We start from the raw sequence: 18355 nt of genomic DNA, 5'->3' as shown, positions 1-18355 counted from the left end.
CTTATCTTAAAGTTGTTGACCTTTAGATTATAAATTGTGTTCAAATTCAGCCTGTTTTTAACAAGGCATTAGAATTGTTGCAAGGTTATTCTATGTACAAAAATGAACAACACTGAGTAATGCGCGTTTGAATAAGTCCAAAGAGCAGTAGCTTCTATTATCGACTAACGAGCGAATTTTACTTTACTCAGTCGATAGGTCATAAAAAGTGCAGATACAAACCAAATAATAACCCAGACAACTTCCGGTATTAAGGTAATATCCGCCAAAGCAGCACCGTCGCCTCGGGCTTGTCCGTCGAGCAGATATAAAGGGCTCATCAAGCTATTTATTAACACTAACAAGCCAGTAACTTGCAATAGTTTCTGCAAAATTTCATGTGATGAATACTTTAATTGCGCAGCGACGAGAGCAATAAGCACCAAAATAATCAACAAGGTTAATAAATCTCGAACCCATAAAACAACGCTAGCACTAAGCAAGCAAAGTAAAATTACCGAGAAAATTCGAGCGATATTTCTATGCATTGATGCCAAGGAAAATAATAATCCTCCCCACAAAATTGCGCCACCATATCCCATTAAGCTGATTAGTATTGATGAACCGCCACGAGTCGTACATAAACCTGCCCCATTAGGAAACAACTGTATTTGTACGATCGTACCACCGGTAATTACCGCCGCTAAACCATGACTAATTTCATGAAAATAACTTTCTAACCACTTAAAAGGAATTGAAACAATGGGAATTTGTAAGATGATAAGTGCAAAGGCAAATAACAACCAAAATTGATATTTTGCTTGAAAACTCAACTTTATTGCTGCAGATAAATGATTTTTTGGTAAATCAGGCAAACAAATCGACGCCGAAAACTTGTTGGATATTGTCGCGCTGAGCAATTGAATCAACCCTTTGGTAGGCAGCTACCGCCGATTGATTTTGATTCGAAGGCGCATCGTAACCACTATTATTGCTGCTAGTATTTTGAGATTGTTGCTCGCGGTTATTAAAAGGCTGTAATTGCTCTCGCTCGATTAAGGCAATCGCTTGCTCGTCAACATCAAAACGTTGCTGCGCATTCGCTTCAGTTTGAGAGCGCTGCGCTTGATTTTCTTCACGCGTAACTGCGCGCACACCTTGTTCTTGCGCTGATACTCGATTAGTTTCGCGAACAGCTAAGTTGGCGCTGTTTGCTATATTTGACGAATTATTTACTTGCATAACCGCTAATCTAACAAATTTTACTCAAACTGAAAATAGATTTATTAATGTTCACTTAATAGCGTAGAACAAAATAGTTATTCACGGCCCGGAAGTTTTTTCCATGACACAGTATCGCGAACATATTTAGGCTGAGCATGCTCTGCGTCAACACTATACTGAGCAAAGTCAACTTTGCCTATAGCTAACATCGCCTTTGCCGTTGGAAATAATATTTCAGGTGAGCCCGTGTTTGACTTCAATTCAGCTAACTCTGTATACGCATCCCAGCCCGTACCAACACCATAGGCAGGTGTCGATAATTCACTATAATATTGTGCGACTAACTCAGGTTTTAAAACAGTTTCTTCAGTTCTACCTTGCATTATGCCTTGGTCATCGACTTCAAAATAGCAAGTATAAACTTCCGACATACGGGCATCTATTGCCGCAATAACGCGACGTTCGCCTTTATCGATATACGCTTGTTGTGCCATGGCTTGTAATGTTGAAACGCCACGAGCTGGTAGTTGTGCTGAAAAAGCTAAACCTTGTGTTACGCCAATGCCTATACGTACACCGGTAAAGCTGCCCGGCCCTTGTCCAAAAATAATACCATCAAGCTCAGCTAACTTGCAGTTGGCTTGCTTTAATGCACTGTCAACCATAGGTAATAAACGTAAGCTGTGGGACTGAGGACAGAGCTCATATTCACTGAACTGCTTATCATTAAATGTTATCGCAACTGAACATGCTTCAGTTGAGGCGTCGATGGCCAAAAAATTCACGTCAAAAAAACCTTTTAAAGTTTGTATTATTTCTTGCGGGCGAGTTTATCACTATTTTTACTGATGTTTGAGCAGTCTTTACATTAAGTGTTAATTATTATGCTAATTAATAAATAATATCTTGGTATATCAGCATTAACTTAGTTTTGATAAAAAATCAGCAGCTTGACCAATATCTCGGCTACGTTTCATTTCCGGTAAGCTTTTCAAAAATACTTCACCATAAGGACGATTAACCAACCTATCATCACATATAACCAGTACACCATTGTCACTAACATCACGAATTAGCCGACCAACGCCCTGTTTTAACGCGATAACGGCTTGCGGTAATTGAATTTGCGCAAATGGGTCTTTGCCTTGGCGCTTAACGTCTTCGCTGCGTGCCTGTAATAACGGGTCATCAGGCGAAGCAAAAGGTAATTTGTCGATAATGACACAGGTAAGTTTATCACCACGCACATCAACACCTTCCCAAAAACTTGCCGTGGCAAGCAATACCGCATCTCGCTGCTCAACAAACTCTTCCAGTAACTTGCGTTTGCCCATTTGCCCTTGTACTAACAAGGGGTTTTCAATTTCTTCAGCCAATAATTCAGCCACTTGATGCATCACTCGGTAGCTGGTAAACAGCATAAAACATGCCCCCGCACTGGCTGCAATTAATGGTTTTGCTAACTCACTTAACGCTTTCGCTCTATTTCTATCATTAGCAGCCGGTAAATAACGCGGGATTATCAGTTGAGATTGTTTGCCATAATCGAACGGGCTATCCAATAACAAACTTGCAGAATTCTCTATGCCTAAGTGACGTGAAAAATGTTTAAATTCACCATCAACTGCCAAGGTTGCTGAGGTAAAAATCCAACCCGCTCCCGACTCTTTAACATAGTTGCCAAATTTATCGGCAACCGATAATGGCGTTTTATGCAACACTACATGACGAGGAGTGGTTTCGTACCAAAAACTCATGCCCATGGCATCAACATCGGCCATTATTTCATACTGAGTTAATAAGTTAACCGCACGATCAAAACAATTATCTATCGCTTCATTACGAGAAACGCAGAGCTTAATAACTTGATAAAGAAAGTCTAAATCAGTTTTAAGTAAGGCAAAGGCGTGTGAAAATCGTTGTTGCTGATGTTTTTCTCGCCAGTTTCCTCGCTCGGGATCATAGTTAAATAATAAGCGAAATTCTTGACTGGTTTTCAATAGCTTCTCTGCTGCTCTACCCAGCTGTTTGACATCAGTTAATTCACTGCGATAAACCTGCAAAACATCCGTACATAAGTCGAGTAATTGCCGTGTTGAAAACGCTTCACCAAAATATTCACTGGCAATATCAGCAATTTGATGGGCTTCATCAAATATCATCACGTCAGCCTTTGGGATCAACTCTCCAAACCCGGTATCTTTTAAAGCCATATCGGCAAAAAACAAGTGATGGTTAACCACCACTAAATCGGCATCAATGGCTTTTTCACGAGCTTTGATTAAGTAACAATCATCAATATTTGGGCAATCTTTTGCCAAACAATTATCAACCGTACTGGTCACAAACGGAAAAACCGGCGAGCCTTCAGTTACATTAACCACTTCACCAATATCACCACTTTGCGTGCCATTAGCCCAGGCCCGAACTTTAACAAAATCTGCCAAAGTTTGTGCGTCGAGCTGGCCTCGCGATTGCTGATATTGTTCTAAGCGATATAGACAAAGATAATTAGCCCGCCCCTTTAATAACGCGACTTGTGCGTTACTGGCCAGTGCTTTGCGAATTAGCGGTAGGTCTTTATGAAATAGTTGTTCTTGTAGGTTTTTTGTCCCTGTAGAGACAATAATTTTTTTCTGCCCTTGATCACGTTCAGCATCGGCTTTATTCGCCAACAATGCAGGAATTAAATAGGCAAAAGTTTTGCCTGTACCTGTTCCGGCCTCCACCACTAACGAACTTTTTTGTTCGATAGCCTTAGCCACTTCGAGTGCCATATCAAGTTGAGCTTGACGAGGAGAAAAGCCATTAATCGCTTTAGCTAAGGCTCCTTGATGTGAAAACGCGTGTTCTACAGCACTCATTAAGAAAAGGTATAAAGGAATTTGCGCTCATTATACCCAAGCCGCTTTAAGATGCGAGTTGATATTTATCGAAATATAAAGCTTAACTGCTTGGAAAGTTAGCGAGATAAAACGATTAATTCGCTAAAAAATGTTAAACAAAAATATCTAAATGGGGTTTGTCATCTTTGCTGGTTTTACTCTCAACATCATTATCATCAAAGATATCTATATTCTGACCAGTATTATCAGAAGGCACAGGAGAAGGTTCAATGATGCTATCAGGTTTTGCCTCTACCGCTTGCTCTTGCTCACTTTCACTGTATGACGGTTTTTTATAATAATACTCATGATCTTCTAACCCTTGAACATCATCTGAAACTCCCGATGCGGCAGCTTCCTTAGCTAACGCTTTCACTTTTAAATTTGCACGTTTAATCGGCACGGGAACAACACGTGTTAATGCCGTAGTAAATATATCCATGCCTGCCCCCGTTATTAAGAACGCTCTATTGAGTAAGTTTAAAATATGCATTGAGATTATTGCATAGTCTTGCTTCTTTTATCGACAATCAAAAAGAAAGCTTTAATAATCCCGCATACTAGTTCTTAGATCGAAAGCAAACTAACTTAGTTCAAAATATAATATCGATGCAAAATTAAACACTTGCTCTCGTGATAAAATCAACGTAATGTAAAAACATAAATTAAAGTATCTACTTTAATTTATCTATGAGCTTTTGTTTAACATACATTAAGCAAAGCCATTTTAAACTTACAGCAAATTAATGAAATACTAATAGAGTAGACAACAAATGATATTAAACCTGATTGCCATCCATCTTCATCACCATCATACGGATTAGCTGCTCAGGTTTATTCGCTGAGGGGCTATGAACCTTTCAGCGGTGTAAGATAAATAAAAATTAATTTCTAAACCCCCGAAAGAGTTCACCTCTCTCGGGGGTTTTCGCATTTTTATGGCCTTGAAATTGTATATACATGATATTTTTTGAGCAATTTTAACAACATAAAAAGCGACTAAATGAAGACAGAATTTAAAATTTACTAGGAAAGAACATGACAACAGAACCACGTTTACGCATCGCAATGCAAAAATCAGGTCGCTTAAGTGAAGACACCCAAGCCTTATTAAAACGCTGCGGCTTAAAACTCAATGTATCAGATCGCCGCTTACTCGCCCACGTCACTAATATGCCTATCGATATTATGCGAGTACGCAGCAGTGATATTCCAGGTTTGGTGATGGACGGCGTATGTGATTTAGGCATTGTCGGCGACAACACCTTAGAAGAAACAGCGTTGGAGCGCGAATTAATGGGGCAAAAATCACTATACATTCGCACCTCAGGCTTAAACTTTGGTGGCTGTCGATTATCCATCGCTATGCCAGAAGGCTTTGACTATCAAGGAGTGCAAAGTCTCAACGGCCTGAGATTTGCCACCACTTACCCACAGTTACTAAACCGCTACGCAAAAGCCAATGGCATAAATGTTGAGTTTTGCTTACTAAAAGGCTCAGTTGAAGTGGCGCCTCGGGTTGGCCTATCAGATGGCATATGTGACTTAGTCTCTACTGGTGCAACACTAGAAGCCAATGGTCTTGTTGAAGTTGAGGAAATTTTTCGCTCAAAAGCCTCACTTATTCAAACCGCTGATGCTTTGGCGCCGGAAAAACAAGCCATTCTCGATACCTTATTGCCACGTATTCAAGGAGTAATGAAAGCCAAAGAAAGTAAGTACATTATGTTGCACGCACCGAAAGAAAAAATTAATCAAGTTAGCGCGCTAATGCCGGGCAAAGAAACACCAACCATACTGCCATTAGCAGGTCGAGACGATATTGTTGCCGTGCATGTTGTTGCAACTGAAACCTTCTTTTGGGAAACCATGGAGCAACTTAATGCCTTAGGTTGTAACTCTATTTTAGTGATGCCAATTGAAAAAATGATGGGATAGGAAAAGATTCAGTGCGAATTATCTCGACAACATTTGCACTGAACAATAACCCACTAAAGAAAATTATTAGAAGTTGAATGATATGAAAAATGAAATAATCAATTGGCAGAACTTATCCAACGCTGAGCGCAAGTTTGCACTATCGCGCCCAGCCATTGCAGAAAGTGCATTATTGTCGCAACAAGTAGAAAATATTTTAACCAATGTACGAAAAAATGGTGACGCCGCACTCTTTGATTTAACCGAGAAATTTGACGGCGTAAAACTTGAAAGCCTACAAGTTAGTCAAGCACAGGTTAACGCGGCTAAAACGCGTTTAACAAGCAAGCGACTTAGCGCCATTGAAAGTGCTTATGCAAATATAAAACGTTTTCACCAAGCACAAAGCACTGAAGATGTTCGTGTTGAAACTACACCTGGGGTGATCTGTACATTAAAAACTGAAGCTATTGCCAGTGTTGGTTTATATATTCCGGCAGGCAGTGCACCATTGCCATCAACTGTGCTGATGTTAGGCGTTCCGGCGCAATTGGCAAAATGCCCACGAAAAGTGCTAGTTTGCCCACCCGATAAAAATGGTCAATTAGCCGATGAAATATTGGTTGCGGCATCACTTTGTCAAATTGATGAAATTTATAATATTGGCGGTGCACAGGCTTGTGGGGCACTCGCTTATGGTACCCAAACGATAAAAGCAGTAAATAAAATATTTGGCCCAGGTAATAAGTATGTTACTGAAGCCAAAAAGCAACTATCACAACAAGTTAATGGCTTTGCTATTGATATGCCAGCTGGCCCATCGGAAGTGCTAGTTATCGCTGATAAAAATGCCAATGCTGGGTACGTTGCCGCGGATTTATTGTCACAAGCAGAGCACGGACCTGACAGCCAAGTTATGCTGCTATCTGACAGTGAAACCTTAATAACTAACGTACAGTCAGCATTAACCGCGCAATTAGCTGAGCTTTCAAGAGCAAATATCGCTAAGCAAGCCTTAAAACAAAGCCGTTTAATATTAACTAACGATTTAGCGCAAGCGGTTGAAGTATCGAATGAATATGGCCCAGAGCACTTAATTATTCAAACCGATAACGCGCAAGCATTATTAACACAGTTACGCAATGCTGGCTCTATTTTTGTCGGGGCTTATACACCGGAATCTGCTGGTGATTATGCTAGTGGCACCAACCACGTGCTACCAACTTATGGCTATTCTAAAGTCGTTAGCAGCTTGTCATTAGCAGACTTTTCAAGACGCTTTACCGTGCAAGAAATTACCCGCCAAGGTTTGAGTAATTTAGCCGATTGTATTTGTGAACTTACCGATGCTGAAGGCTTAGATGGTCACAAACGTGCGGTAACTATTCGCTTGGAAGAGCAAACTGCTGATGAAACGGGAGAAGCATAAATGACCATTGCCAACAAACTTGCTCGTAAAGAATTATTAGATATGGTGCCTTACCAGTCGGCACGTCGACTCCATTCAAGTAACGGCGAAATGGACAGTAAAATTTGGTTAAATGCCAATGAAGCATCGGGCTCAGGTCGCTATCAAGTCATTAGCGATAATATTAATCGCTACCCTGATTTTCAACCGGAAAACTTAATCAATGCTTACCGTGATTATTGTGGCTCGAGCATGGATAACATAAATGCAAATAATATCTTGGCGACTCGCGGTGCCGATGAAGGCATTGAATTACTGATCAGAACATTTTGCCAAGCCTACCAAGACAAAATATTAATTTGTCCGCCCACTTATGGCATGTATGCCATCAGTGCTGAAAACCATGGCGTTGATACCATTAAAGTACCATTAACGGCTGAGCTATCGCTTGACCTTGAAGCGTTAAAAGCTCAAGTTGGTCAAGCAAAAGTAGTGTTTTTATGTTCTCCCGGAAACCCAACTGGCAATTTACTATCACAAGCTGAAATTAAAGCCGCACTAGCATTATTTTCCGATACTGCCATTGTTGTGGTCGATGAAGCCTATATTGAATTTAGCCCAGAACAATCGGTTGTCGATTGGCTAAAAGACTACCCACAATTAGTGGTACTGCGCACTTTATCAAAAGCGTTTGCTTTAGCGGGTTTACGCTGTGGCTTCACGTTAGCCAATCAAGACATTATTTCCATGTTGAGCAAGGTTATTGCCCCTTACCCGATTTCAGCGCCGGTTGCAGACATTGCCAGTGCTGCGCTTGATGAGGCGGGTTTAGTGCAAATGAATGCAAGAGTGCAAGAAACAAAAACCTTACGCAGCGAACTTACGAGCTGGCTAGCAGAGCAAAGCTGGTGTCAGCAAGTATTTGCCAGCGATGCCAATTTTGTTTTATTTCGCTGTGGAAATAACGCCAGCAAAAACTTTATTTTTGACCAACTTGTTACCCACAACATTTTAATTCGCGACCAATCTAAACAACAAAGTTTAGCAAACTGCTTACGAATAAGTATCGGCAACGAGAGTGAATTATCACAATTAAAACAAGTAATAACGAACGCCATAACAGCAAATAAAAGAGAATTAGTATGAGCCAGCAGAATATTTTATTTATCGACCGAGACGGCACCCTGATTGAAGAGCCGGTAACTGATAAGCAAGTTGATAGCCTAGAAAAATTAGTTTTTGAGCCTAATGTGATCCCTGTGCTTATTGCCCTGCAAAAGAAAGGCTTTCGCTTGGTGATGGTGTCAAATCAAGACGGCTTAGGCACCGCAAGTTACCCACAAGCGGATTTCGACTTACCGCACGATAAAATGATGGCGATGTTTTCATCACAAGGTATTAGCTTTGATGAGGTACTGCTTTGCCCTCATTTTGACGCTGACAATTGCAGCTGTCGTAAACCCAAATTAGGTTTAGTGAGTGATTATCTGCAACAAGGAAAAGTTAATTTTGCCAACTCTTATGTTATCGGCGACCGTGAAACAGATATTCAACTTGCCGCGAATATGGGTATAAAAGGCATTAAATATGATCGCCAATCATTAAATTGGAGTGATATTGCTGAGCAACTGCTCACTCAGTCTCGACAAGCGAATGTTGTTCGCACCACCAAAGAAACCGATATTAATGTGACAATAAACTTAGATAAAGTTGGCGATATTAATATCAAAACTGGCTTAGGTTTTTTCGACCATATGCTTGAACAAATCGCCACTCACGGTGGCTTTAGCATGAATGTAAATGTTGATGGCGATTACCACATTGACGAACACCACAGCGTGGAAGACACGGCATTAGCATTAGGACAAGCATTAAAACAGGCGCTTGGCGACAAGCGTGGCATTGGTCGTTTTGGCTTTGTACTGCCTATGGATGAATGCCGAGCGGAATGTTCTATTGATTTATCAGGCCGGCCTTGGCTAGAGTTTGATGCAACATTTACCGACAATAATGTGGGGCAAATGTCGACTCAGATGGTGTCGCATTTTTTCCGCTCATTGGCTGATGCGATGGCGATCACCTTGCACCTTTCTACTACCGAAGGTAATTGTCATCATCAAGTAGAAAGCTTGTTTAAAGTTTTTGGCCGCGCCTTACGCCAAGCCATTACCATATCAGGTGATGATTTACCGAGTTCGAAAGGGTGTTTGTAAGATGACAACAAAGCAACAGACTAATTTTGTGATTGTTGATACCGGCTGCGCTAACCTTGCTTCGGTAAAATTTGCCGTTGAACGCTTAGGTTTTGCTATCAATATTTCCGATAACATAGAGGAAATAAAAGCCGCAGATAAAGTTATTTTACCTGGTGTTGGCAGCGCGCGTCATGCCATGGAAAATATTGTCGCTAAAGGTTTAGTTACGACACTACAACAACTTAAGCAACCGGTATTAGGTTTTTGCTTAGGCATGCAATTAATGGCGCAAACCTCTGCTGAAGGCGTTGATAGCCATGAGGCGGTGCAATGTTTAGGCTTAATTCCAACAGACATTCGCCCACTAGACGCACACAATTTGCGTATGCCTCATATGGGCTGGAATACCCTAACAAGTGTTGAAAATCATGCCATTTTTAAGGGCATTAAAGCAGGCGACTATTTCTACTTTGTGCATAGTTTTGCTGCACCTATATCTCAATACACCATTGCTCGCTGTCAATATGGCAGTGAATTTTCTGCTGCTATTGCCAAAGACAATTTTATTGGTTGTCAATTTCATCCCGAACGCTCAAGCGAGCTTGGCAGCAGAATTATTAAAAATTTCTTGGAGATGTAAGCCATGATGATCCCAGCAATCGATTTAATCAACGGTGAAGTCGTACGATTATTTCAAGGTGATTACCAACAGAAAACCAACTATCAATACACAGCAAAAGATCGCCAAAATGCTTATGCTAGCGCTGGCGCTACGGTTATGCACTTTGTTGACTTAGACGGTGCAAAAGACAGTGATAAACGCCAATTAAGCCTACTAAAAACCTTAGTTAATCACGACAGTATGATCATTCAAGTTGGCGGCGGAGTACGTTGTAAAGAAGACGTACAGCAATTACTCGACTTAGGTGCTGACCGTGTGGTTATTGGCTCACTCGCCATTAAAGAGCCAAATTTAGTAAGTACTTGGCTCAGTGAATTTGGCGGTGAACGTATTGTATTAGCACTTGATGTGAAAATTGATGCCGCAGGCAATAAAACCCTACCAACCCATGGCTGGATAAAAGACAGCGGTGTAAATTTAGAGTCATTATTAGATGATTATATTGCCGCCGGCTTAATTCACGTACTGTGCACTGACATCAGCAAAGATGGCACCTTAACCGGTAGCAATGTTGCAATGTATAGCGAACTTTGTCAGCAATATCGGCAAATAAAATGGCAAGCTTCTGGTGGCATTGGTTCATTGGACGACATTAAAGCACTGATCCCCACCGGTGTTGATGGCGTCATTTTAGGGCGTTCACTATTAGAAGGAAAATTTACTCTTGAGGAGGCTATTGCATGTTGGCCAAACGCGTAGTTTTTTTTGTTAAGGGTATCAGCCCATGTCTTGATGTTCGTGATGGAAAAGTCGTAAAAGAAAACGATGCAACGCAATTGGGTAAATTAGAAATTAGGGAGCTATTTTTATGTTAGCCAAACGTATCATTCCTTGTCTCGATGTTAGAGACGGCAAAGTGGTTAAAGGTGTTCAGTTTCGTAACCACGAAATTATTGGTGACATAGTACCACTAGCACAAAAATATGCTGAAGCCGGTGCTGACGAATTAGTATTTTATGATATTACTGCAAGTTCAGATGACCGTGTAGTCGACAAAAGCTGGGTAAGTCGTATTGCACAAGTTATCGACATTCCTTTTTGTGTCGCTGGCGGTATAAAAACAGAAGCTGATGCTAAACAGATTCTTATGATGGGCGCAGACAAAATATCCATTAACTCCCCTGCTTTGCGAGATCCAAGTTTAATATCTCGCCTTGCCGATGTTTTTGGCCAACAATGTATTGTTGTTGGCATTGACAGTTTTTTCAATCAAGAGACGAACAATGGCCAAGGAGAGTATCAAGTTTATCAATTTACCGGTGATGAAACTCGCACACAAAAAACCAAATGGCGCACGCTTGATTGGATACAAGAAGTACAAAAACTAGGCGCTGGTGAAATAGTGCTTAACTGCATGAACCAAGATGGCGTTCGCCAAGGATACGACATCAAGCAACTTAGCCAAGTGCGTGCTCAGTGTAATGTCCCACTTATCGCCTCAGGCGGCGCCGGTGAAATATCGCACTTTGTTGATGTTTTTCAACAAGCTGATGTTGACGGCGCACTTGCAGCCAGCGTTTTCCACAAAGGCATTATCGCTATGAGCCAGTTAAAACAAAACCTTAAAGATAACCAAATAGAGATTCGACTATGCTAATTACCAATGAAAACATCAGCCAATTGGCATGGAACAAAATGAATGGCCTTATTCCCGCCATTATTCAACACCAAGATACCGGTGCGGTGTTAATGCAAGGCTTTATGAACATTGAAGCTTTGCAGCAAACACTAAGCTCAGGCTTAGCGACGTTTTATAGTCGCGCGAAACAAGCGCTGTGGTGTAAAGGCGAAACCAGCGGCAATTACTTAAAGGTTAGCCAAGTGCTGACCGATTGTGATCAAGACAGTTTGTTGATTGCTTGTCGTCCTGTAGGTCCTACTTGTCATTTAGGCACTGAGTCTTGCTTTCCTGAGCAAAAACTTAGTCAACAAAATTTTCTTAGCCAACTTGAGCAAGTAATTGCCAGTCGTAAGAATGATGCGCCAGAAGATAGCTACACTGCTCACCTCTTTTCACGCGGCACCACCAAAATTGCGCAAAAAGTCGGAGAAGAAGGCGTTGAAGTCGCATTAGCGGCAGTAGCTGAAACTAAAGCAGACTTATTAGGAGAATGTGCCGATTTGTTTTACCACACCTTAGTATTGCTACAAGATAAAAATATTGAGCTCAGTGAAGTGATGGCGGTTTTGCAAAGTAGACACATGAAACAACAGCCGTAACTTTCCTCTTACCCCATCAAGCTGGTCTATATAAACATATTCGCCAGCTTTTTAACCTCAAAGAATATAATTCAGCTAAACTTAATAGATTGCAAGGACGAGTTGAAAAATGAGGTAGCCATGCTCCGAAAACTTATCCAACAAAAAATAAAATTCTTCATTTTCCTGTTAACTGTTCATATGGTTTCTTTCGCAAAAGCCGATGAAATAATTATCTACATTCGTGACGATGTATACGTAGACTACTTAGCTTTTATTGATGGTAAAAACATTGCTGACATTAATAACTTTTCCGGCAACGCCATTCGCCGAGATGTTGTTGATATGATCATTGTGCAACAGGCACTTATCTTAGGAGGATTTAAACATAAATTTGTATATATGCCTGGCAAATTAAATTTTCGAAATACAAAAATGCTCCAGCAAGGAAAATTATTACTAAGTTTTGACTCCTACTGGCTAGCTGACGCTAATGAGCTTGCCAAGTATATCTATATTTCAGCGCCAGTAATAAGAAAAGGTGAATACGTTGCCGGCATTTATACCAGTGCCCAAAATAAGCAAGTATTAGCTATTGATAGCCTAAATGACCTAACTACATTGACAGCAGTATCAACACCTAAATGGAAAACTGACTGGCAAACACTGCAAAACTTGCCTTTAAAGCAACTTATACGTGAAGATGAATGGTTAAGTATGGCAAGAATGGTTCATTTGCAGTGGGTAGATTTTCTCTTAATGCCGTTTCACTCAAGCAAAGATCTTAGTTTTACCATGGATAAAATTCACTTAGTTCCTGTTAAAGGCATTGCCATTGAGCTCAATGATAGTCGCCATTTTGTCATCAGTAAAAATCACCCATTTGGCAAGGCTGCTTTTAATGCAATCAATAGAGGATTAGCTAAACTCCGCTCAACTAAGGCCATTTCAAGAGCTTATCAACAAGCTGGCTTTTTCCAAGACAAATCTAAATTAAAAATCATTAATCGCGATAAATAACGTGATTAGGCGACCAAATGACACTAAAATCCTTGAACAGCCGACATTTACCAAAAAACGTAACCAACTTAGCTGGTAACTGTTATAAAAATTGTAAGACATTGCCCGTAAAAAATGTACAACAATTCCCTTGAAAGCCAGTAGTAGCAACACTTTCAGCATTTTAAAGTTGACGAACAAAAGTGCTCAGCATTATAATGTGCGCCTTCACTTAGGACATGTAAACAACGCTAAGGATTAGCTTATGTTTAAATATTATTCGATAAAAAAATACGGTAAAAAATTATTACCAGCACTAGAAAAACGTTACGGTAATAAACAGTATTATTCTGCTTCAGAAGTTAGGGCTACGGTATATCAGCACAACTTTAATCCGAAATATTTACCTTTGGCTTATTTATTATTTCTCGACCAAAATGCACTAAAAAATGTACTTTATCTTGAATACCCTGAACTGAATATTAACCAATATAAACAAGAGATTGTTGAATATTTAAGCCGTAAACAGTACAGCGGCTATTTAAAAAAATTAGCATAAAGTGCTAATTACTATACAAAACAGCACAAGCATGAAAAAATAGTTTTACCTATTTTCTCATGCTTTTTATTATGACTAGTAATGCTGCTCAAATTGCCTGGCAATGCAAAAAGTTCTCGGCCCTCAATACCACTGAACTTTACGATTTATTGAAATTGCGTATTGATGTTTTTGTTGTTGAACAAACTTGCTACTACCCTGATTTAGACGATCACGACCGTCACGCTGACACCTTACATTTGTTTTGCTATCAAAATGAGGTTATGACAGCGTACCTTAGAATTTTACCAACCGGTTTAACTTATCAAGACTATATTAGTATTGGCCGTGTTGTTATCGCGCCTTGCGCACGTGGTACTGGTTTAGGACATAAATTAATGCAGCAAGCATTAACAGAATGTGAACAAGCATTTCCCGATGAAAAGTTAAAAATATCAGCACAAGAACATTTAGAAAAATACTACAATCAGCACGGTTTTGTGCGGGTAAGTGAAATGTATTTAGAAGATGATATTCCACACATTGCCATGTTAAAAACAAGGTAATATAAGTAATGTAAACTTTTGGGCATTGCCATTAACACAATACCCAAAAGTCAACTCATGTTTGTTGTTAAATATTAACCAAAAACGAACATGCGTATGTTTTCTATGGCTAAAATTAAAATAACAAAAAATGTCGCAAGCATACCAACTTGGCGTTGCATTGAAATACCAATAGTTTTACTTAAACCTATAACATGCAAAGCACGACCAGCAAGTAACGCAGCGCCTAACGCGTGCAACATAATTACAGAGGCATTATTTAATTCATAGCAAGCCAATAAAATCAACGCAACGGGCACATATTCTGCGAAATTACCGTGTACTCTGATAGCTTTTGCTAAATCTTTATTGCCGCCATCATTAATGCCAACTTTAAACTTTTTTCGCAATCTAATAATATTGATGGCTAAGCCAATATATAAAAAGCCTAGCAGGCTGGCATAAAACCCAGTTATCGACAATGTCATCATCATTTTTCCTCACTATAAATTGTGTATAATCATTTGTTTTTCTTATTGTTATAAATAATACCTAGGCAAAAATGTAAATAACAGCGGCATTTACGTAAAAATGAAGTGCAGATAGGTCAGACACAAAATATGAAATAAAGTTATTAACCAGAAAGTTTATCAAGATGCGCTAAAGCGTTGAAATACAGGATGCCTGAGAAAGGCCTGACTTGCGTCCATGCAATCGCGTCATACCGTTCTTCGACGTACACGGATGTACTAATGCCTAGAAAGGCAGGATGCCTGAGAAAGGCCTGAACATAAAAAAGCTCGCATAAGCGAGCTTTTATTTAAAACTGTGATAACGAATTAACTTATGCTAATTTTTCGTTAAGTAATGCACTAACTTGCTCTACAGGTTGCGTACCATCAATGGTTAAGTATGCACAAGCGCCCGCTTTCGCTTCAGCTTGGTAGTATTCAACCAAAGGTTTAGTTTGTTCGTGGTAAATACCTAGACGCTTACGTACTGTTGCTTCTTCATCATCTGGACGAATAGACAAATCATCACCTGTTTCATCATCTTTACCTTCAACCTTAGGTGGGTTGTAAACAATATGATAAACACGACCTGAGCCAGCATGAACACGGCGCCCGCCCATACGTTCAACAATCACTTCATCAGGAACGTCAAATTCAATAACATTATCAACGGCAACACCATTTTCTTTCATGGCATCAGCTTGAGGAATGGTGCGTGGAAAACCATCAAGTAAGAAGCCTGCTTTACAGTCGTCTTGAGCAATACGTTCTTTAACTAAACCAATAATTAATTCATCAGAAACGAGCTGACCTGCGTCCATTACTTCTTTGGCTTTTTTACCAAGTTCAGTTCCCGCTTTAATTGCAGCACGTAGCATGTCACCCGTTGATATTTGTGGAATGCCAAATTTAGCCATTAAAAATTGTGCCTGAGTACCCTTACCTGCACCCGGTGCACCTAATAAAATAATGCGCATTTAGTATAACCCTATTTAATTAATGAATTGGTTTTGCGTAAAAGCTGACACTATACATATTCAAAGGGTTGCAAACAAGTAGCTAGCTGTGCAAAAAAACAAAAAAGAGGCTAAAAAGCCTCTTTTTTTGACTAAAGTCTAACGACAATATGACCTAAGTCACTATTTAGTTAAGCTCATCATAAGTTTGTTCAATCGAGCAACAAAAGTTGCAGGATCTTTCAAGCTGCCACGCTCTGCTAACATAGCTTGTTCGAACAATACTTCTGACCATTGCTTAAACTGCTCATCGTCTTGTTCATCAGCAACGTGCTTAATTAAGTCATGCTCAGCATTGATTTCGAAAATCGGTAATGACTCAGGTACTTCTTGACCAACAGACTGCATTAACTTCATCATTTGGCTACTCATATCATGCTCATCGGCAACAATACAAGCTGGAGAATCCGTTAAACGTTGTGAAATTTTAACGTCTTTTGCTTTACCTTCAAGAGCCGTTTTAATGCGAGTAACCACTGAGTCGAATTCTTGCTCAAGTTTTTCTTGTGCTTCTTTCGTTTCTGCATCATCCATATCACCAAGGTCTAAGCCGCCACGCGTCACAGACTGTAATTGCTTGCCATCAAACTCAGTTAAATGGCTCACTAACCACTCATCAATGCGGTCAGACATTAATAATACTTCAATGCCTTTTTTGCGGAATACTTCTAAATGCGGGCTGTTTTTAGCCGCTTCAAAGCTGTCAGCAACAACATAGTAAATCTTATCTTGGCCTTCTTTCATGCGTTCAATGTATTGTGCTAATGAAGCGCTTTGAATGCTATTGTCTTCATGAGTTGAGGCAAAACGCAATAACTTAGCAATGGCTTCTTTATTGCCCATGTCTTCTGCTGGGCCTTCTTTTAACACTTGACCAAATTCATTCCAGAATAATTGGTATTGTTCAGCGTCTTTCTTGCCTAATTTCTCAAGCATCTTCAATACACGTTTAGTACAACCTTTACGAATTGCTTGCGTAATCTTACTGTCTTGTAGAATTTCACGAGAAACGTTTAATGGTAGGTCATTTGAGTCGAGCAAACCTTTGACAAAACGTAAGTAAGTTGGCATGAACTGTTCAGCATCATCCATAATAAATACACGTTGTACGTATAATTTAAGGCCATGCTGCTTTTCACGGTTGTACATGTCAAATGGCGCTTTAGATGGAATATAAAGCAATGAAGTATATTCAGTTTTACCTTCAACTTTATTATGCTCCCAAAGCATAGGATCAGCAAAGTCATGAGATACATGCTTATAGAATTCTTTGTATTCTTCTTCAGTAACGTCAGCTTTCTCACGTGTCCAAAGCGCCGTTGCTTTGTTTACAGCTTCCCATTTTGCGGGTACGGCATCACGCGCTTCAATTGCAGGGGTAGTAACATTACCTTCATCATCTTTCACTTCCGCAACAGCTTCAACAGCCGGAACTTCTGGCGTTAGCATTTCAACAGAAACAGAAATATGATCTGAGTATTTAGTCACAATTGACTTTAAACGCCAGTCATCAGCAAATTCAGTTTCATCTTCTTTCAAATGTAAGATGATATCAGTACCACGGCCAGCTTTTTCAATTTTAGCCGTGGTGAATTCACCTTCACCTTCTGATGTCCACTCAACACCTTCAGATGTTGCAACACCCGCGGCACGTGAACGAACAGTCACTTTGTCAGCAACAATAAATGCTGAGTAGAAACCAACACCGAATTGACCAATTAATTGTGAATCAGCCGCTTGGTCGCCAGAAAGTTGTGAGAAAAACTCAGCAGTACCAGATTTTGCAATAGTACCTAAGTGCTCAACGATTTGGTCGTGTGTCATACCAATACCGTTGTCAGAAATAGTTACGGTATTTGCTTCTTTATCAGCACTTACACGTACGCGTAATTCGCCATCACCTTCAAAAAGTTCAGCATTTGATAACGCTTTAAAGCGTAACTTATCTGATGCATCAGCAGCATTAGACACTAACTCACGTAAGAAAATTTCTTTATTTGAATATAGTGAATGAATCATCAACTGTAATAGTTGTTTTACTTCGGTTTGAAAACCATGAACTTCTTTTTGTGTCTCAGACATCTGAAAAACTTCCTACTTAACTAACATAAAACATTTGGTTATGGTGAGTTATAAATATCACTACTCACTCGATAGTTAACATGTGGGGGTAGCGAAAATATTTTCAAGAAAAAATCACAAATAACTTTAAATTTTACCGTTTAATTTACTTTTTCAGTGCTCTTTTCACAAATA

19 protein-coding genes are annotated in these 18355 nt (G+C 39.8%); 11 read left to right on the top strand and 8 right to left on the bottom strand.

All coding sequences use genetic code 11. The features are described from left to right. Positions 1–164: 164 nt before the first annotated feature. From AC27HL_RS10755 to AC27HL_RS10735, 5 genes are all read right to left on the bottom strand, one after another. The gene (locus AC27HL_RS10755; RefSeq protein ID WP_487080989.1) at positions 165–854 is read right to left on the bottom strand and encodes a M50 family metallopeptidase; all 690 of its coding nucleotides are present in this window, start codon (positions 852–854) and stop codon (positions 165–167) included. Beyond that, positions 847–1221, bottom strand: coding sequence for a hypothetical protein (locus AC27HL_RS10750; RefSeq protein ID WP_487080988.1), 375 nt, complete (start codon positions 1219–1221; stop codon positions 847–849). Before AC27HL_RS10750 ends, AC27HL_RS10755 begins: the two co-directional genes overlap by 8 nt. Positions 1222–1298: 77 nt before the next feature. Then, the gene (gene tsaB, locus AC27HL_RS10745; RefSeq protein WP_487080987.1) at positions 1299–1988 is read right to left on the bottom strand and encodes a tRNA (adenosine(37)-N6)-threonylcarbamoyltransferase complex dimerization subunit type 1 TsaB; all 690 of its coding nucleotides are present in this window, start codon (positions 1986–1988) and stop codon (positions 1299–1301) included. Positions 1989–2123: 135 nt separating this feature from the next. Then, complete coding sequence (yoaA, locus tag AC27HL_RS10740; protein ID WP_487080986.1) at positions 2124–4067, bottom strand: DNA repair helicase YoaA; 1944 nt, start codon at positions 4065–4067, stop codon at positions 2124–2126. Between the two features lie 133 nt (positions 4068–4200). Continuing rightward, the gene (locus AC27HL_RS10735; protein ID WP_487080985.1) at positions 4201–4530 is read right to left on the bottom strand and encodes a hypothetical protein; all 330 of its coding nucleotides are present in this window, start codon (positions 4528–4530) and stop codon (positions 4201–4203) included. 596 nt (positions 4531–5126) lie between these two features. Between AC27HL_RS10735 and hisG the strand changes: the two genes are divergently transcribed. The 11 genes from hisG to AC27HL_RS10680 all read left to right on the top strand — a co-directional run bounded on the left by hisG (position 5127) and on the right by AC27HL_RS10680 (position 14592). Continuing rightward, complete coding sequence (gene hisG / locus AC27HL_RS10730; protein ID WP_487080984.1) at positions 5127–6026, top strand: ATP phosphoribosyltransferase; 900 nt, start codon at positions 5127–5129, stop codon at positions 6024–6026. A gap of 82 nt (positions 6027–6108) precedes the next feature. Beyond that, a complete protein-coding gene (hisD, locus tag AC27HL_RS10725; protein WP_487080983.1) occupies positions 6109–7434 on the top strand; it encodes a histidinol dehydrogenase in 1326 nt (441 codons plus the stop codon). After that, on the top strand, positions 7435–8559 hold the full coding sequence (gene hisC / locus AC27HL_RS10720) for a histidinol-phosphate transaminase (protein WP_487080982.1): 1125 nt from the start codon (positions 7435–7437) through the stop codon (positions 8557–8559). It begins immediately after the preceding gene. Beyond that, a complete protein-coding gene (gene hisB, locus AC27HL_RS10715) occupies positions 8556–9626 on the top strand; it encodes a bifunctional histidinol-phosphatase/imidazoleglycerol-phosphate dehydratase HisB (RefSeq protein WP_487080981.1) in 1071 nt (356 codons plus the stop codon). Before hisC ends, hisB begins: the two co-directional genes overlap by 4 nt. Before the next feature lies 1 nt (position 9627). Continuing rightward, positions 9628–10248, top strand: a complete 621-nt coding sequence (gene hisH, locus AC27HL_RS10710) for an imidazole glycerol phosphate synthase subunit HisH (protein WP_487080980.1) — start codon at positions 9628–9630, stop codon at positions 10246–10248. 3 nt (positions 10249–10251) lie between these two features. After that, complete coding sequence (gene hisA / locus AC27HL_RS10705; protein WP_487080979.1) at positions 10252–10989, top strand: 1-(5-phosphoribosyl)-5-[(5-phosphoribosylamino)methylideneamino]imidazole-4-carboxamide isomerase; 738 nt, start codon at positions 10252–10254, stop codon at positions 10987–10989. Between the two features lie 109 nt (positions 10990–11098). Further along, on the top strand, positions 11099–11887 hold the full coding sequence (gene hisF, locus AC27HL_RS10700; protein ID WP_487080978.1) for an imidazole glycerol phosphate synthase subunit HisF: 789 nt from the start codon (positions 11099–11101) through the stop codon (positions 11885–11887). Continuing rightward, entirely contained in the window at positions 11881–12510 is a 630-nt protein-coding gene (gene hisIE / locus AC27HL_RS10695; protein ID WP_487080977.1) for a bifunctional phosphoribosyl-AMP cyclohydrolase/phosphoribosyl-ATP diphosphatase HisIE, read from the top strand. The genes hisF and hisIE overlap by 7 nt, the downstream gene beginning before the upstream one ends. 120 nt (positions 12511–12630) lie before the next feature. Beyond that, positions 12631–13509 (top strand): hypothetical protein, encoded by an 879-nt coding sequence (locus AC27HL_RS10690; protein WP_487080976.1) that lies wholly within the window; start codon positions 12631–12633, stop codon positions 13507–13509. Positions 13510–13753: 244 nt separating this feature from the next. Beyond that, positions 13754–14047 (top strand): DUF6559 family protein, encoded by a 294-nt coding sequence (locus tag AC27HL_RS10685; RefSeq protein ID WP_487080975.1) that lies wholly within the window; start codon positions 13754–13756, stop codon positions 14045–14047. Positions 14048–14118: 71 nt separating this feature from the next. Beyond that, positions 14119–14592 carry a GNAT family N-acetyltransferase gene (locus AC27HL_RS10680; protein ID WP_487080974.1) on the top strand — a complete coding sequence of 158 codons (474 nt, stop codon included), beginning with the start codon at positions 14119–14121 and terminating at the stop codon, positions 14590–14592. 74 nt (positions 14593–14666) lie between these two features. Here AC27HL_RS10680 and AC27HL_RS10675 read toward each other — a convergent pair whose 3' ends face one another. The 3 genes from AC27HL_RS10675 to htpG form a co-directional block, all read right to left on the bottom strand. Continuing rightward, a complete protein-coding gene (locus AC27HL_RS10675) occupies positions 14667–15062 on the bottom strand; it encodes an MAPEG family protein (RefSeq protein ID WP_487080973.1) in 396 nt (131 codons plus the stop codon). A 353-nt stretch (positions 15063–15415) separates the two neighbouring features. Then, positions 15416–16060, bottom strand: a complete 645-nt coding sequence (adk, locus tag AC27HL_RS10670) for an adenylate kinase (RefSeq protein WP_487080972.1) — start codon at positions 16058–16060, stop codon at positions 15416–15418. A 162-nt stretch (positions 16061–16222) separates the two neighbouring features. Beyond that, entirely contained in the window at positions 16223–18181 is a 1959-nt protein-coding gene (gene htpG / locus AC27HL_RS10665; protein WP_487080971.1) for a molecular chaperone HtpG, read from the bottom strand. Positions 18182–18355 lie beyond the last annotated feature (174 nt).

Source organism: Colwellia aquaemaris, assembly GCF_057548755.1.
This window is presented reverse-complemented; position numbering and strand designations above follow the sequence as displayed.

What these genes read in the sequence shown, in the direction of transcription:
- yoaA (WP_487080986.1), bottom strand. Translation starts at nt 4,067, where the DNA reads ATGAGTGCTGTAGAACACGCGTTTTCACATCAAGGAGCCTTAGCTAAA.
- AC27HL_RS10685 (WP_487080975.1), top strand. Translation starts at nt 13,754, where the DNA reads ATGTTTAAATATTATTCGATAAAAAAATACGGTAAAAAATTATTACCA.
- hisH (WP_487080980.1), top strand. Translation starts at nt 9,628, where the DNA reads ATGACAACAAAGCAACAGACTAATTTTGTGATTGTTGATACCGGCTGC.
- hisG (WP_487080984.1), top strand. Translation starts at nt 5,127, where the DNA reads ATGACAACAGAACCACGTTTACGCATCGCAATGCAAAAATCAGGTCGC.
- hisD (WP_487080983.1), top strand. Translation starts at nt 6,109, where the DNA reads ATGAAAAATGAAATAATCAATTGGCAGAACTTATCCAACGCTGAGCGC.
- hisIE (WP_487080977.1), top strand. Translation starts at nt 11,881, where the DNA reads ATGCTAATTACCAATGAAAACATCAGCCAATTGGCATGGAACAAAATG.
- hisB (WP_487080981.1), top strand. Translation starts at nt 8,556, where the DNA reads ATGAGCCAGCAGAATATTTTATTTATCGACCGAGACGGCACCCTGATT.
- hisF (WP_487080978.1), top strand. Translation starts at nt 11,099, where the DNA reads ATGTTAGCCAAACGTATCATTCCTTGTCTCGATGTTAGAGACGGCAAA.
- AC27HL_RS10735 (WP_487080985.1), bottom strand. Translation starts at nt 4,530, where the DNA reads ATGGATATATTTACTACGGCATTAACACGTGTTGTTCCCGTGCCGATT.
- adk (WP_487080972.1), bottom strand. Translation starts at nt 16,060, where the DNA reads ATGCGCATTATTTTATTAGGTGCACCGGGTGCAGGTAAGGGTACTCAG.
- AC27HL_RS10675 (WP_487080973.1), bottom strand. Translation starts at nt 15,062, where the DNA reads ATGATGACATTGTCGATAACTGGGTTTTATGCCAGCCTGCTAGGCTTT.
- AC27HL_RS10690 (WP_487080976.1), top strand. Translation starts at nt 12,631, where the DNA reads ATGCTCCGAAAACTTATCCAACAAAAAATAAAATTCTTCATTTTCCTG.
- hisA (WP_487080979.1), top strand. Translation starts at nt 10,252, where the DNA reads ATGATGATCCCAGCAATCGATTTAATCAACGGTGAAGTCGTACGATTA.
- AC27HL_RS10750 (WP_487080988.1), bottom strand. Translation starts at nt 1,221, where the DNA reads ATGCAAGTAAATAATTCGTCAAATATAGCAAACAGCGCCAACTTAGCT.
- AC27HL_RS10680 (WP_487080974.1), top strand. Translation starts at nt 14,119, where the DNA reads ATGACTAGTAATGCTGCTCAAATTGCCTGGCAATGCAAAAAGTTCTCG.
- htpG (WP_487080971.1), bottom strand. Translation starts at nt 18,181, where the DNA reads ATGTCTGAGACACAAAAAGAAGTTCATGGTTTTCAAACCGAAGTAAAA.
- hisC (WP_487080982.1), top strand. Translation starts at nt 7,435, where the DNA reads ATGACCATTGCCAACAAACTTGCTCGTAAAGAATTATTAGATATGGTG.